This is a genomic window from Indibacter alkaliphilus LW1, assembly GCF_000295935.2.
Classification (GTDB): Bacteria; Bacteroidota; Bacteroidia; order Cytophagales; family Cyclobacteriaceae; genus Indibacter; species Indibacter alkaliphilus.
Map to the genome: position 1 here is coordinate 38,558 of NZ_ALWO02000027.1, position 15,333 is coordinate 53,890.

At 38.4% G+C, this 15,333-nt stretch carries 14 protein-coding genes; 4 read left to right on the plus strand and 10 right to left on the minus strand.

Annotated elements, in window-relative coordinates:
• Positions 1 to 22 precede the first annotated feature (22 nt).
• The 3 genes from A33Q_RS07380 (at position 23) to A33Q_RS07390 (ending at position 4,229) form a co-directional block, all read left to right on the plus strand.
• Entirely contained in the window at positions 23 to 1,645 is a 1,623-nt protein-coding gene (locus tag A33Q_RS07380; RefSeq protein ID WP_009036271.1) for a RagB/SusD family nutrient uptake outer membrane protein, read from the plus strand.
• A 215-nt stretch (positions 1,646 to 1,860) separates the two neighbouring features.
• Complete coding sequence (locus A33Q_RS07385) at positions 1,861 to 3,036, plus strand: DUF4861 family protein (RefSeq protein WP_040490208.1); 1,176 nt, start codon at positions 1,861 to 1,863, stop codon at positions 3,034 to 3,036.
• A complete protein-coding gene (locus tag A33Q_RS07390; RefSeq protein ID WP_009036273.1) occupies positions 3,033 to 4,229 on the plus strand; it encodes a glycoside hydrolase family 88 protein in 1,197 nt (398 codons plus the stop codon). The genes A33Q_RS07385 and A33Q_RS07390 overlap by 4 nt, the downstream gene beginning before the upstream one ends.
• A gap of 360 nt (positions 4,230 to 4,589) precedes the next feature.
• Here the strand turns inward: A33Q_RS07390 and A33Q_RS07395 are convergent, their stop codons facing one another.
• The 5 genes from A33Q_RS07395 to A33Q_RS07415 all read right to left on the minus strand — a co-directional run bounded on the left by A33Q_RS07395 (position 4,590) and on the right by A33Q_RS07415 (position 9,472).
• Complete coding sequence (locus A33Q_RS07395; RefSeq protein ID WP_009036274.1) at positions 4,590 to 6,752, minus strand: polysaccharide lyase 8 family protein; 2,163 nt, start codon at positions 6,750 to 6,752, stop codon at positions 4,590 to 4,592.
• A gap of 330 nt (positions 6,753 to 7,082) precedes the next feature.
• Entirely contained in the window at positions 7,083 to 7,661 is a 579-nt protein-coding gene (locus tag A33Q_RS07400) for an NAD(P)H-dependent oxidoreductase (protein ID WP_009036275.1), read from the minus strand.
• A 5-nt stretch (positions 7,662 to 7,666) separates the two neighbouring features.
• Positions 7,667 to 8,005, minus strand: coding sequence for a hypothetical protein (locus tag A33Q_RS07405; protein ID WP_009036276.1), 339 nt, complete (start codon positions 8,003 to 8,005; stop codon positions 7,667 to 7,669).
• 56 nt (positions 8,006 to 8,061) lie between these two features.
• Positions 8,062 to 8,700 carry a Crp/Fnr family transcriptional regulator gene (locus tag A33Q_RS07410; protein WP_009036277.1) on the minus strand — a complete coding sequence of 213 codons (639 nt, stop codon included), beginning with the start codon at positions 8,698 to 8,700 and terminating at the stop codon, positions 8,062 to 8,064.
• Between the two features lie 70 nt (positions 8,701 to 8,770).
• Positions 8,771 to 9,472: a DUF4386 domain-containing protein gene (locus A33Q_RS07415; protein WP_009036278.1), complete on the minus strand. Its 702-nt coding sequence runs from the start codon at positions 9,470 to 9,472 to the stop codon at positions 8,771 to 8,773.
• A 298-nt stretch (positions 9,473 to 9,770) separates the two neighbouring features.
• Here A33Q_RS07415 and A33Q_RS07420 point away from each other — a divergent pair, with 298 nt between their 5' ends.
• Entirely contained in the window at positions 9,771 to 9,956 is a 186-nt protein-coding gene (locus A33Q_RS07420) for a hypothetical protein (RefSeq protein WP_009036279.1), read from the plus strand.
• 62 nt (positions 9,957 to 10,018) lie between these two features.
• Here A33Q_RS07420 and A33Q_RS07425 read toward each other — a convergent pair whose 3' ends face one another.
• The 5 genes from A33Q_RS07425 to A33Q_RS07445 form a co-directional block, all read right to left on the minus strand.
• Positions 10,019 to 12,496 carry an ABC transporter permease gene (locus A33Q_RS07425; protein ID WP_009036280.1) on the minus strand — a complete coding sequence of 826 codons (2,478 nt, stop codon included), beginning with the start codon at positions 12,494 to 12,496 and terminating at the stop codon, positions 10,019 to 10,021.
• 908 nt (positions 12,497 to 13,404) lie between these two features.
• A complete protein-coding gene (locus A33Q_RS07430; protein ID WP_009036281.1) occupies positions 13,405 to 13,617 on the minus strand; it encodes a DUF4287 domain-containing protein in 213 nt (70 codons plus the stop codon).
• Between the two features lies 1 nt (position 13,618).
• Entirely contained in the window at positions 13,619 to 14,002 is a 384-nt protein-coding gene (locus A33Q_RS07435) for a DoxX family protein (protein WP_009036282.1), read from the minus strand.
• Between the two features lie 5 nt (positions 14,003 to 14,007).
• The gene (locus tag A33Q_RS07440; RefSeq protein ID WP_009036283.1) at positions 14,008 to 14,970 is read right to left on the minus strand and encodes an SRPBCC domain-containing protein; all 963 of its coding nucleotides are present in this window, start codon (positions 14,968 to 14,970) and stop codon (positions 14,008 to 14,010) included.
• Complete coding sequence (locus tag A33Q_RS07445) at positions 14,967 to 15,293, minus strand: ArsR/SmtB family transcription factor (protein WP_009036284.1); 327 nt, start codon at positions 15,291 to 15,293, stop codon at positions 14,967 to 14,969. The genes A33Q_RS07440 and A33Q_RS07445 overlap by 4 nt, the downstream gene beginning before the upstream one ends.
• Positions 15,294 to 15,333: the final 40 nt, after the last annotated feature.

Here is a 15,333-nt window from a genome sequence, read left to right on the forward strand (position 1 = left end):
AAACTAAAAAATGAATCTAATTATGAAAATTCAATATAAAATACTTCCATTGGTCTTCATTTTGACTTTTGGGTTTTATGCCTGTGATGTGGAAAGGCTACCTGAAACCCAGATAACAGACCCAACATTCTGGAGGAGCGAAAATGACCTAAGGATGGCTGCAAATTATCTTTATACATTTTTGCCGGGTTTACCGGTCACAAGTGATGTATGGTCAGACGACGCATTTGCAATTGGGCCAAATCCGATTAGTGACGGGACAAGGCTCCCTCCAGCTACAGACGGGAACTATAATAACAATTACAATCTGATCAGGGCAGCCAATAATATCATGGAAAAAGCACCCAATGCTCTTGAAACAGGGGTGGATCAAGAGACAGTTGACTTGTATATTGGCGAAGCTAGATTCTTCAGGGCATGGGCATATTTCAACTTGGTCCAGCGTTATGGAAATGTTCCTTTGATACTCACCACCCTAACTGAAAATGATGAAAAACTCTTTGCTCCCGCAGATTCAAGAGAAAATATTGTTAATACGATCTATGATGATCTTGATTTTGCCATAACTAGTTTGAGATCACCTTCAAGACTTGGAGCATCAGGTTATGGAAGAATATCTTCTACTGCTGCTATGGCATTCAAGTCCAGAGTAGCATTATTTGAAGGAACATTTGCTAAATACCATCAGAAAGGGGATGCCAATAAGCACCTCAATATTGCAGTTTCTGCGGCTAAGGCATGTATGGAGTCCGGAGAACATGACCTTTTCCATTCATACTTTGATTTGTACCAATACGGTGGTGAAGGCCCTTCAAACCGGGAAAACATTCTGGTAAGACAATATGGAGTTTCTATAGCTGAAAGTGTCTTGTTCCATAATGCGCAACGAACTTTGGAAACTGGAGCCGCCAATCCTACAAAAGCGCTGGTCGATTCTTATCTTATGGTAGATGGCCTTCCAATCAATAAATCACCTCTTTACAAAAAGCCTTCAAGCATCCTTGAGGATTTTGAGGACAGGGATCAAAGAATGTTGGCTACCTTATTTAAACAAGGGGATTCATACATAGCGACACAGCCAACATTCAATGTACCTAACCTTTCATTCCAGAGGACAGGTTATGCCAACCGCAGGTATGCCAATATCACGGATTGGCAAAACTCAAGGTCTTTTATAGACTATACCATCATTAGGTATGCAGAGGTCTTACTGAATTATGTTGAAGCTAAATTTGAGCTTGAAGGAACCATTTCTGATGAGGATCTCGACATTACGATCAACAGGTTAAGAACAAGGGCAGGAATATCCCATTTGACAATAGCTTTCGCTGCCCAGAATGACCTTGACTTATTGGAAGAAATAAGAAGAGAGAGAAGGGTAGAGCTGGCCTTGGAAGGCTTCAGATATTGGGATTTGATTAGATGGAAAATTGCTGAGGTTGAACTTCCGAAAGCAGTTTTGGGAAATTATTATTTCGAAGAAGAGTTCGGATCTGCTGTTACACCTGAGGTAAATGAAGATAACTATATAGTATTACAAAGGGCGGAGAACAGAAGTTTTAATCCTTCCAGAGATTATTTATGGCCGCTGCCAATAAATGAACTCGGCCTGAACCCAAGCTTGGAACAAAATCCAAACTGGTAAATTTTCAAGTCCTCACTCTCAACGTGACCAATCTGCTGTCAGACTGGGAGTGGGGACTTATTTTCTTGCTTAAAAAGTTATAGATAAGGCTTTGCTCGGATTATGTATCTTTTCAAAATGGAGAAAAGGTTCAACTGAAAAAATTAACCTTTGAATTTATGGTTTTCCCCCTAAAAGCGAGCTGTCCTTTAAAATGATAAATCAATAATTAAAAGATGAAATTAAAGCGACTAATTGCTCTGTTCGGAATGGCTATCATTTTGACCGCTTGTTCGGACAGAGAAAATAAGGCCGTCATAACAATCAGTTCTGATGTGGATCATCCCATGGCTGTAATTGGCTTAAATGAAAGAGATTTCCCCGAAATCCTACAGGCTTATTCTAAAGAAAACCTTGAGGTTTTGGATGTGGAAAGTGGTGAACTGGTTTTATACCAATGGCTGGAAGATGAATTACTACTGGCAATTGAATTAAAAGGAGGTAAGTCTCGAACGCTATCAATCACTCGATCCAATACCAAGCCAGGAAACCCGGAGGAAAGAACTTTTGCTAGGTTTGTTCCTGAACGCACAGATGATTTTGCTTGGGAAAATGATAAGGTGGCTTTCAGGACTTTTGGGCCAGATGCCAAAAAGAGGGTAATAGAGGGAAGAAGTGGTGGCACATTATCTTCCGGAATCGACGTCTGGCATAAAAAAGTCAAATATCCCATTATTGATAAATGGTATCATAAGGAACTACAAACAAAAGGAACCTATCACGAAGATGATGGAGAGGGTGCCGATTATTATCATGTCGGCACAAGCAGAGGTGTCGGAGGTACTGGATTTTGGGACAAAGACACGCTTTATGCTTCTGAAAATTTTATCCGATACGAGCAAATTGCTGAGGGACCTGTCAGGACAGTCTTTAAACTTTACTACGAGCCATATCAGGTAGGAGATAGGCTTGTTTCGGAAACCAAAACTATAAGTCTTGATTTAGGTAGTCATCTTTCCAGATATGAGGTAGAAGCAGTTTGTGAAAATACTGGGACATTACCCTACCTAACTGCAGGGATTACACTCCATGAAAATAAAGGGACTACAATTGTAAACCAGTCTAATGGTATTTATGCGGTGTGGGAACCCATGGAAGGCACCCATCTTGGTACCGCTATTTTAACACCTCAAGAAGTGGAGAATTATCTTAAACACATTTCCACTCATAGAGATCAGAGTCAATTACTAGCCAATATAAAAACAGAGCAAAATAAAGTTACTTTCTATGCAGGTTTTGCGTGGGATCAGGCTGGTGAAATCACTGATATTGAAATGTGGGAGACATACCTGAATGATTTTGCAAAGAGACTGAGAAATCAACCTAAAGTAACATTAACTCAAAAACCATGAAATCTAAATATCTGAATTATTCACTTTTGATTATTGTCATCAGTCTGCTTTCATTTACCAATATAAACCAGGAAGATGATTGGAAAAGACTAATTGAAAGGGAGGCGAAATTAGCGGCAGAGCAATATAAAATACTATATGCCAAGACCCCAAAGGACAGGATGCCCAAAACTTATTACAGTGATAAAAATGAATGGGAAACATCATCTACATCCTGGTGGACTTCTGGGTTCTTCCCTGGGACTTTGTTTTACCTATATGAGCTTACCGGAGAACAAGAGCTTTTGGATTTGGGTATGGATAAACTTGAAATACTTGAAAAAGAAAAGCACAATAAGGGTACCCATGATCTGGGTTTTATGCTCTATTGCAGTTTTGGACATGCAGAAAGACTTAGGCCTAATGAAAGGTTTAAGCAAATCATGCTGACAGGTGCTGAGTCACTATCTTCCAGATTTAATGAATCTGCAGGAGTGATAAGGTCTTGGGATCATGGTAATTGGAAGTTTCCGGTCATTATAGATAACATGATGAATCTGGAGTTTTTGTTTTGGGCGAGTGAGTACTCTGGAAATAGTAAGTTCAGAGACTTATCTATTACTCATGCAGACAACACCATCAAAAACCATTTCAGGGATGATTTCAGCAGTTATCATGTGATTGATTATGACCCTAGGACAGGAGAGGTTATTGGCAAAGAGACAGCTCAAGGTCTACATGATAATTCATCTTGGGCCAGAGGACAATCTTGGGCTTTGTATGGATATACAGTCATGTACAGACTTACAAAGGATGAAAAATACCTTGAACAGGCCATTGGTATTGCTGACTTTATCTTCAATCATCCAAATCTGCCTGAAGATCTGATTCCATACTGGGATTTTGATATAACAGAAGAGGAACAAATGCACAGGGATGTTTCTGCAGCCGCCATCAATGCTTCAGCACTTTTGGAACTGGCCAAATATTCCAGTGAAAAAAGGTCTGCTGATTTTGTCAAAAAAGCTGAGCTTATTTTAAAGAATCTTGTCTCCGACCAATACCGGGCAAAAGGTGATGAAGAAGGAGGTTTTTTATTAAAATACTCTGTAGGGCATTTTAAAGCAAATTCAGAGGTTGATGTCCCTCTTACTTATGCAGATTATTATTTTGTTGAAGCTTTGGTCCGTTATCGGGATTGGTACCTGAATTAAAAATTTGTATATAAGACAGTTTAGTTGATAGATTGATAGGGTTTCTTGTATATAATCCCCTCTTAGCATTGCTGATTGGGGATTTTTTCATGAGGCGTTCTTTAAACTCAAGTGTACTACTCCTTTTCAAAGGGAGCTTCCTTTCATGGAAAAAATTGATTGTGATTTATGAATTTCCTAGGCTAGCAAATATGACAAACATGTGCAAATAAGATCTTTCCAAGAATACTTATGTAAAAATGTTAACAAGGTGCAAACAGTTTTTTGAATTTGGCCTATTAATTCTGTACCTGTAATATGTTTAGTTCAGTTTAGGATGTTTTCAGGCCAGCTAATTCTAAGTGGCGAGATTAAAATGACTCAGAAATTTCCAAAATCCGGGGAATCCATGTCAATAATTGAACTGACACTACTTCCTGCCAGATCTCCTTCTGGGAGTTTCAAGTTAGCTATTTTGAACCTGTCCATACCGGGAAACCGGAATCCAATCCTTAAATTATTTTGTAAAAGCTGTGTTGGGTCTGAGGCTGTCACTTTAACTGATTGATTGTCTATTGATTTTAATATAAGAACACAGGGATGAGAAACTTTGAGCTCAAAATTATCAAATAGAAGTGTTCCCGCTTGGTGAAAAACGGCCTGTACTATATCTAAATCCAAATGCCGTATGGCTTGGATACTGTCATTATTGCTTAATATCTGGATCTTTTGTGTATCATAATCAGCCATTTCTGAAGGATTTTCCACTCCTGGAACCACTATATATGCGTATTTTGCATTGTTTGGCTGTTTTCCATGATCTATCCAAAGCTTAAACACTTCTGAATTTATTGTTTCGGAAGATTGAGATATATTGATGGCATTCCAAGAACCAGACTGGATTTGGTTGCTCAACTTTAAATTTTGATGATCGGGAAAGATATAACCGATCTTTGAATGCCAGACCCAGTCCAAATTATTGTTGAATTGGTGTACACCTGAAGAAAGTGTTTGTTCTTGCTGATTTATGGAGGTGATCACAGGACCTTTGAGATGAGATTGATTAACGCTCGTATTGAGGGTTTGAAGGGAGGTTGAATTTACCCCTGAACCCAATGCAACGACCTCATCGTCAAAAAAGAACCAAGATTTTTTAGCTGTGGTTTGATAGTCATTCATTTGGTACGTACTTACACCATATAACCCATCAGAAACCCCGCCTACAAATGCCGTTTTTCCGTAATTAAAACCCCAGGAGGGCCTCTGTGGATAGTTTTCGTCTTCTGGGATAGTAATTCCTGGAATTTTGTTCCAGTCCCAAACAGGGAAGATGTTATAATATTCATCCCCTGTAACAGCGATAAAGTTCGAACCATCAGCCAGGTAATGACCTTTGATATTTTCACCGTTTCCCATTTCTGTTTTTACGGTTCGGCTTGAAACAGAATTGACTGAAAACAAATATTTGGGTCTATGATGTACTGTATAATCAGACCTCCAAAATTGGGTGTTATCAGGATTTACAGATGATTCAAGAGGGACTTGTCCACGCATGCCTTTGATAGCGAGCTCGTATTCATCTTGATGTATTTCCAGATCAAAGCTTTTTATCTGTTCTACCAAATCCACATCTGTACGCGTGGCATCGGCTCTGCTTATACCTCTTCCAAATGCGTTGAAATCAGAGTAAGCACCTCTTGCTGTTTTGATAAATCCTTTTCTTGTGAAACCCGAGATAATCGCTGTTTTTTCTGGTGCAATGGCATACTCAGTATTTGCGGTGTACACTGCGATGTTTCGGACTCCAGAGAGGTACTCTCGTCCATATCCATAAATGTAAAGTTGGGGCCCATGTGCTCTAAATGAATAATCACTTTGAATCCCTTCACCAGTTGTGATGAAAATCGAATTCGTAGATTGTGAGACAGCAAAGCTTAATAGATCACTGTCTTGAATTAGACATGCACGCATGATCATGTGTTGGCAAATGTCGGTAAGATTAGATCCATCTTTTCCGGGACTGGTATTGATAGGGACGCTTTTATCCATCCATCTTACCATTTCTTCCTCTAGCTGTTGATTTATATTCTTTTTGCTGAACCTCATGCTTATCAATATTCTTCCTATCTCTTGAGGTACGCTGATGCTTTTGTACCACCAATTGGAAGATTTTGGTTCGGGGCTCAAGTTTGTCCAGTATTGCATTGATTGAATGATAATGTCGTACAAAGATTCATCTTCAAAAAAAATACTCGAACTTCGTGTATAAGCTTTTACCAAACTGCCTAATCTTTTAAGATGGGTATCAGGTGACCAGTTCGTTTGGGAGTTGTCACTATAATTGATATCAGGCCAGGCCCCAATTGGCAGGATACTATTAAGTAACTCTTTTACATTTTGATCCAAAGTAGCTGTGTTTGGTGTATTTTGATAATCTTTATGAATTCTCTCCATAATTATTTCAAAATCTCCGGGAGTTGAAGCAAAAGAGAGGAGTTGGGGGATTATCAAAACACTTAGAAATAAAAAGTAGTATTTTTTCATGTCCAAAGAGTTTAGTAATTAGAAGATTATCCGATTATTTATAGGATAAATCTAGAAAAACTAAGGTTGTTTCTATGGTTTAAATTGACATTAATCATCCAAAATCGTTTGGTTTCTGATTACCATGCTTAGAATCAACTATGAAGTCAAACAACGAAGGTAAAATGTGGGATCTTGGAAATGTTTTGAACAATATTTGAATTGGAATCTAAAGTTTATTGCAGTTTGAAATTTTTACAGATTCTATTAGAAATCCAAATGACTTATAGATCATTCAAATACAATGTGACTTTAAGCAAGAGTATATCTTCTGAGCAAATATCTATCTTATTATCTGTTCAATTGGCCAAGTCTTTCTACCTTCCTCAACCATTTCATCCTATATTCTCCTTTGGAAAGCCTGACAGGGCCGATAGTTGTGATCTTGACCTTTTTTACTCCTATAAAATTCAGTGTGCCTTTTTTGAGGGCATTATGGCTCGGATTTCCATATACCCATCTGTAATACCAGGCAGGCTGGTCTAGGGTGCAGATGATCCTTGCTGTTTTGCCAACTAACAATTTGTCGCTGAATAAGGAATTCTGTCTTTTTTGAAATGCAAAACCGGGAAGTAAAACCCTATCGAGAAACCCTTTCATGATGGCAGGGAAAGAACTCCACCAAACCGGGTAGATCCACACCATGTGTTCAGCCCATTTAATTTTTTCCTGAGCGTCCAAAAGGTCCGGCTCCAGATCTGTCCTCTTGCGGTATCCAAATTTCAGGTTTGGGTCAAAATTCAAGTCCCTAATGTTTATTTCATTGATTTCGGCACAGGATTGTTCGGCACCTTTTTTATAGGCATCTGAAAGGGCAAAACTGAAGCTCTCCTTATCCGGGTGGCCATTGATGATTAAAATCTTTTTCATATAGCTTACAGGTTTTTTTTCAGTTTCAGTTCGAACTTAGATTTCGTCAAGTTTCCTCTTTTAAAGAATAAAAAAAGTATGTAGCAAGCAGGAACGGTCAAATAGACAAAACAAATGGCAAAAGCAATGAAAGCACAGATACCTGCAGTGATATGGGACAGAGTTAGGTTTATGTCAGGGAATATAAATTCCTGATTTTTCAAAATATAATGGTAAATGTCCAAAGCGTATCCATAAAAACGCATGGAGAGTTCATAGAGAAGCCAAGCTGGGTAAAACCATATTCTGATCGGCAACCACCACTTGCCGAAGATTGATTGGGGTTGATTTTGTAATTCTTCCATTTATGATCCTTTTGGACAAAAGTCCAACAAACGGAAGCGTCATCATTTGATTTAGATCAAATTCGGTTTTTGGGATTCCGGATTCTGCTAAGGGTTTCCAAAGTCACTCCCAAATAGGAGGCTATATGAGTCAGAGGAACCCTTTCGGTAATCTTGGGATAAATATTTAAAAGGTGGCGGTACCTATGGGAAGCTTTGTTAAACTGAATGGTGTAAAGCCTTTCACATAATCCCAGCATCGTTTCGGTGACCACCCTGCTGATAAATCTTTCGAAATCATGGTGCTTATCAGAAAGACTGTCCATAATTTCTTTGGAAAATTCCAATACAGTTGAATCTTCCAAAAACTCTAGATAATGTGGACTCGGCCTGTCGCTGAAAAAGCTGACTATGGAAGCCATGAACTGGTTCTCAAAAGTGAACCAATCCGTAATGTCCTTACGCTCTTTCAGGTAAAAAGCTCTAGAACAACCTGATACTATCATATAAGCTTTTTTGGCAAATTGTCCTTCACGGACAACCAGATCGCCTCTTTGGAATTTCCGTATGCTCAAATTGACAATAAAATCCTGTCTACACTCAGCTGACAATTGGGAATAAGCAGCACTGGTTTCAATTAAGACTTTTTCAATGTTGATTTTTTGGAGATCTTTAGATTTAAAGAACATGCCCCCGATGCCCGTTACTTTTTTCATCTTTAAGTCTTTTAACTTTTATATGATCCACGCCACCTGCTTTTCTGATTGATTTTCAAACCTAAACAGACTAATCGCCATCCTTTTTACCTTTCTCATTTGCAGGACGTATTCCAAACCACAGCAGGTAACCTATCATCCAGAATTCTCCGATTGTTGCAGGAATTGTCAAGAAATCAATGAATGCAAATTTGAGATCCAAGTATCCTAAAAATGTGCTGAGAATATAGCCCATACCGCCAATGATGATGATTCTGCCCAGCCAAATAGGCATTCTCCTTGAACTGTGAATGATGAAACCCATGGGGATAAGCCATAACCCAAAAAAGAGGCTTCCTACTCCCCAAGCATTGGAACTTACATGGTTTAAAAGTTCAATTAAATTTTTTTTCTGTTCTAGGCCTAAGGTAACAGATTCGGCGATCCTTATTGCTGTAGCCATTGAAATAGCACTTACCATGATGACTACAGAGTTTACAGTTCCCCATATAGCTAATGTCCAGGCTCCCCATTCGTTGATAGACCTGAAAAGTTTGTAAAACCATACAGCTGTCAGAGCTTGTGAAATGATGATAGCAAATTCGAGCAAAAGCCGGATTCTTGCAAGGTTTGTATTTTGTGTAATGTTCTCCAGGGTTTTTGTAGGGTCATCAGCTATAAAAACTTGAGGATGAATAACCAAAAAGCCGAGCACTCCTGAAATTGCCAAAGCCAAATACCAGATGCCGGTTATCCTGGCTGTTTTTATCATATTTTGAGGGGCTGTTTGCATGAAATTGGTTTTTAGATTGGAGAAATTAGATGTTTCAAGGGATAAAGTGAGAGGTTGTCTTTAAAAAACATCCTTTTGTAAGTTATTGATATTTAGTTCATTTTTAGACCAGTTTTTATAATTCTTTCAGTACCAAATAAATTGTCTAGATGAGATAAAACCAACAAGTGCAAACTCAAGGACTATAATATTTCGGAAATTTTCTCAATCTAAACCAAGATTTTCAAGAGGACATAAAATCTAGCATTAGATTTGATCATTAATGTAAGTCCGGTTTGGACTATAAACTAATAAAAAAATGAAACAGAAATTAGCTTTGATGCTTGTGACCGGAATGACACTATTAGCATCTTGCGGTAACAAATCTACAGAAGACGCTGTGCAGGAACCTGTAGAGACTGAGCAAACAGAACATCCTGAAGTAATTGAAGAAATTACTACGGAGGACAGTGTTCTGGAAGTTGAAAGCGATACTTTGAGTTAAATTTAAAAGGATTTATCAAAGATTTAAGGCCTGCATTTTTGCAGGCCTTTTCAGTATTAATTCTAATCCATATGTAAGGCATCAACTGGATTTGAGGTAGCAGCTTTCCAGGTTTGGATAAGTATGAAGGGGACAGAAAACCCTATTCCGATTAAGAATGCTGTTAGGAAATATCCGATATGGACATCAATACGGTATGCAAACTGTTCAAGCCAAAAACCTATTGACCAAGTGGCCAAAGGGATTGCAATTATAAAAGCAATAACAATAAGCTTGAAATATGAGCCCGACAACATCTGAACCAAATTCAGTGATGAAGCTCCAAGTACTTTTCTAACTCCTAATTCTCTTACTCTTTGTTGTATAGTGGCAGTGACAAGACCGAATAAGCCTATACCTCCTATAAGAATTGCCAGTAAGGTGAAAACCCAAAAAGTAATACCGGATCTTTTATCAGATTGGTACATGGCCTCAATGTCTTCTTCTACAAAGGATGATTCGTAAATTACTTCAGGCTCCAGGCTTAACCAAAGTTTTTCGATACCTGCCATGGTCTGCTCAATGTTTTCTTTATCCAGCCTTATGCTGATGTATAATTGTTGAGGGTAATAGCTTTGCGAAGTGAAATGGAAAAGTGCAAAAGGGATGATCTCTGTATGGATAGATTCCACATGAAAGTCCTTTAAGATTCCTATGACTTCAAATTGTTGGTTGCCCCGACCAGGATATCGGATAAAATTTCCAATAGCCTCCTCGTTGGACCATCCGATCAGTCTCGCAGCTTTCTCATTTAAGAGTACAGAGGTGGAATCATTGAAATTCCGGGAGAAATTCCTGCCGGAAATGAGCTCTATTCCCATGGTGTTAAGGTATTCTTCATCTACCATGTAGGAAGCCAATGCCAGATCCTTTAACAAATTGGATTCTTCCCAGGTATTGACAGGAACATAAAAATCACCAAAAGCATTTTTTCCTGGCACTCCGGTATTAAGACTTGCCGATTGCACCCCGGGCAACTTTCTCAGCTCTTCTGTAATAGTTTTTTGGTCTTTGCCTGATTTTTCTACATGATTGATCAAAAGCACATGTTCTTTGTCAAAACCCATATTGATTTCACCAGCATATTTGATCTGTTGGAATACAACAATGGAAGATAAAATGAGTGCTGCTGAAATGACAAATTGAAATACGATAAGAAAGTTTCTGGTTAGATGTTCACTGAATATACTCTTTGGATTGGCATTCCTTTTTATAATGGATAAGGAGCGGAAATTGCTCAGATAAAAGGCAGGATAAAGGCCGGCAAATAAGGTGGTGAAGATTATCAGAATAAAAAAAACTCCGATAAAAGATGCATTAAAAAGACCGGACATTTGAAGGAATTTTCCCGTCAGTTTGTTGAAATAAGGTAAGAGAACTGATATGCCGGCAAGAGCCAAGATGGCCGCAATGGTATTGGAAAGAGCTGATTCCGTCAAAAATTGAATAATCAGTTGCCTTTTTCCAGTGCCAAGGACTTTCTTTACGCCGATTTCTTTACTCCTTCTCAAAGAGTAGGCTGTGGTAAGGTTCATGCAGTTGATGCAGGCCATTGCCAAAATCATGATGGCAGTAAAGAAAAAGGCATTGACAGTAGTGGGATTACCGTGAGAGATATGGCTACTATAGATACCCTTCGAGCCAAGGTGAATTTCTGACATTGGTTGTAGGGACAGATTCCATCTACCGCCATCTTCCAGAAACTGATCCAATGGTTTTCCGATCCTATGAAAAGCTTCCGCTGCCTGAGTTTTTACCAGAGAGGGCATTTTATCCTCCAATTGTTTGAGTGAATGGCTAGAAGTTGCTCCTAAATGTAATTTTACGAAAGTATTCATCTGCAACCAGACCCAACTCCATTCAAAGCGTTTGACAGCAGGATTGGATTCATTGGGGATTAATATGTCAAACTGGATAGAAGAATTCGATGGTAGATCTTTCAATACCGCACTGACAACAAATGGATTCGTCCACTCATCCAATTGCAATTGTTTCCCTATCGGGGATTCATCTCCAAAGTACTTTTTACCAGTGGATTCTGTCAAAACCAATGAATAGCGGTCCTTTAATGCAGTTCGGCCATCTCCTTCAAGTAGAGGAAAGTCGAAAAATGAAACAAAGTTAGAATCAACCGTAAAGAGTCTGGTTTCTTTAAATACCTTTTTTTCAGCATCACCTATATGGCTTACAAAACCTGGAGAATTGCGGTACATCCTAGTGTATTCCTTCACCTCAGGGAAGTTGTCCAACAATGCCTGTCCGACCGGAGGAGGGGTGTTGCCACTTAAAAATTCCTCTGGTCCCATTTTGCCATCCAAGTTGACCCGATGTATCAATTCCAGTTCTGGTAAGAAGCTGTCAAAAGATTTTTCATGGTAAACATAAATGCCAATAAAAATTACAGAAAGCAGAGCCAAGCTCAAACCTGTAATATACAGAAAACTTGAAAGTTTATGGCGGAATAGTGTTCTCCAGGCAATTTTTAAGTAGTTGAAGAGCATTCTGGTGTTTTTGATTCTTTGATATTCTATTTTTATGCCATATTTAATATGTTTATAATCAAAGGTTTATGCACGTAAAGACTGGGTTTATAATGGGATTTCGGACAAAAATGACCGCATGCGGTCGGGGTTTTGTTTTTGAGTTTGTAAAATAATTGAATGATCTTGAGGTGAATATTAAATTTATCCCTGATGTGATAATGCTTAGAGTCACTGCGAATCTATCCCTTTAAATCTTTTCCAAATAGACCGGACGGGCAGTTACTGTCATTAACAATAAGATTGAATTTTCAATATCAGTAGATGTATAACACTCCTTTGTCAACTGGGAATGGGTGGCCGTTACCATTGCTTCTTTGTTTTTTAATTCCAGTAGAAATTGAACATTTGCAAAAGTTGTAGAATATCATGATTGGTTTAGTGAGTATTATAAGCTTTCAACCTTTATATTTTATTCTTAAGTGGATGTATGCCAGTCAAGGAGTCATCGCGTCGTTGATGTTCCACTTGTCTGGATAAATGCGGACATGCATCAAGTGCTTCAGTAGTTTTAGTTTCCATACATATGCCAGGATATATGCAGGGAGGTTATTTTGTAGTGTATTGATGTAAGTCAATCGTTCATTTCCAAGCGCTATACCTGCAACATTTGATAAAATTCCCTAGTGAAGTTATTATTGTTCAAAAACAATGTAACTATTAAATAGAGCTCAGGGTCTTGATTAGGGTCTCAAGCATCAAACAAAAATTCAGCGTAATGTTTTTGAAAAAGACTCTCTTTTCCACAATTGCCTGGCGATGTTTTGAAATTTAAGTTTGTTAGTAGGTCTAAATAACGCCTGTTGGTTATTTTTTGCCTCGACGCTCGATTTAAAGAATTTCAGGATAACCTTTTCAATGTTTTTCTTTCATTCTGTTTTCCCTTTCAATGAGGCGTATATCGCCATTGCGTGTCCGTGTCCCAATTCAAATTCTTCTTTTAGCCAGTCGGTAATTTGAGTTGCCTTTACGGTTAGTTCCCCATTTTTCAAGAAACCTTTTTCTTCTGCCAAATTTTTAAAGTCGTCAGGTGATTTGCCTGTTTTCTTTTGGATGTTGTCTATATAAGCTTGAAATGACATATTATTTAGTTATATGATTGTTCATAATTCTGTTTTTGTAAAAATACGAAACCATTAAAATAGCAAGTATTGTTAAAGGGAAGATTGCAAGGCTACCAAATCCGTCAACGACCCTATGGCTTATAAAAGCGAAAATCAGATTAAAAGTTAACCCGGCATACGCCCATTCTTTCAATTTGGTTGGAGTTTTAGGATGTATGATTGTGAATGCTCCCAATACTTTAAAGATGATTAGGGTATAGGCAAAATAGTCTGGGTAGCCCAAAGGTTTTGTACCTGCATTTACAAACTCAGGTACAAAAAGTAATGTGCTCAATGGCATAAGGCCTTCCCAAAAGAAGATAATACTTGTTGCAATCCAAAATATTATCTTATCACGTTTCATACTTTTTATTTCGGTTGATAGTTAATCATCCAATTAATCCCATACTTATCTTGGAAGCTACCGTAATATGCACCCCAAAACATATCCTGAATGGGCATTTCTACTTTACCACCTTCTGAAAGTTCGTCAAAAAGTCGCTTGGCTTCTTCTCTTGATTCGGGTTCTAAATTGATGTGCATATTATTGCCTCTATTCACGGTCATCCCAAACTCTTTGGGAGCATCTGTTCCCATTAGAATATGTCCACCAAGAATGGGCAGCTCAATGTGCAAGACCATTTTTTTAACTTCTTCTGCCATGGGTGGTTGGTTGGGGTCAGCAGGTACTTCTCCAAATCGTTGAATGCCGTTGATAAACTCTGACTTAAACACTTTTTTGTAAAAGTTAAAAGCTTCTTCTGTGTTGCCGGGGAAGTTAAGGTAGCTGGATACCCGCGCCATATTGCTTGTTTTATTTTGTTTGCGTAATCTAAATTGCGATTCAATGTATTGGTCAAGGTTTTCAAGACCTGCGGTAAAGCCTTCCTTGAAGCCCATTTCAATGATTATTTCAAGGTCTTCTAAGGTGTCAAAACTTAGCAGGATATTGACTAACGTTTTCTCCCCTTGACCTGAAAAGCTGTTTTCCCATTTATTCCTAGGTAGAGAAGTGTTAGGATTTCCGTTTTCATCACAAAAACCGTCATTCGCTGAAAAAAATGCTTGTGGGATGATTTTTAAGTAATCTACTCTTGACCAATGCTTTTCACCATTCGGGCCCACCATTGCATAATGCCAATGCCCACCTTCGCTGAAATCCATTGATTTGGTCTCTGCTCTCCAGGGTTTTGGAGCCCACCATTGGTCGAGGATCTCTGCTTCTGTCCAAGCAGACCAGACCATGTCAAGTGGTGCATTGAACGAACGTTCTACCTTGATTTGGTTTTTTGGTCTGTCCACCTCGAAATTGAATAAAATTGCCTTGTTCATTTTCTATTTAGTTTTAATTGTTCCAATACATTATCAAGTTGATTGAATTTTTTAGTGAGCAGTTGTTTGAATTGCTCCAACCATTTTTCTATTTCTTTCATCTTATCTGCGTTTAAATGGTAGTGGATTTCCCTGCCTTGCTGCTCTTGCCTTACAATTTCACATTCAGAAAGTATTTGCAAATGTTTTGAAACCGCTTGCCTGCTTGAGTTGAAATGTTCTGCGATGGCATTAGGGGTCAAAGCACCAACAGTCAATAGCATAATTATAGCCCTTCGTGTTGGGTCGGCAATGGCTTGAAATACGTCTCTTCTTGTTTTCATTCTTACAATGTGCTACTATATGGTTGCGAATATATACGCA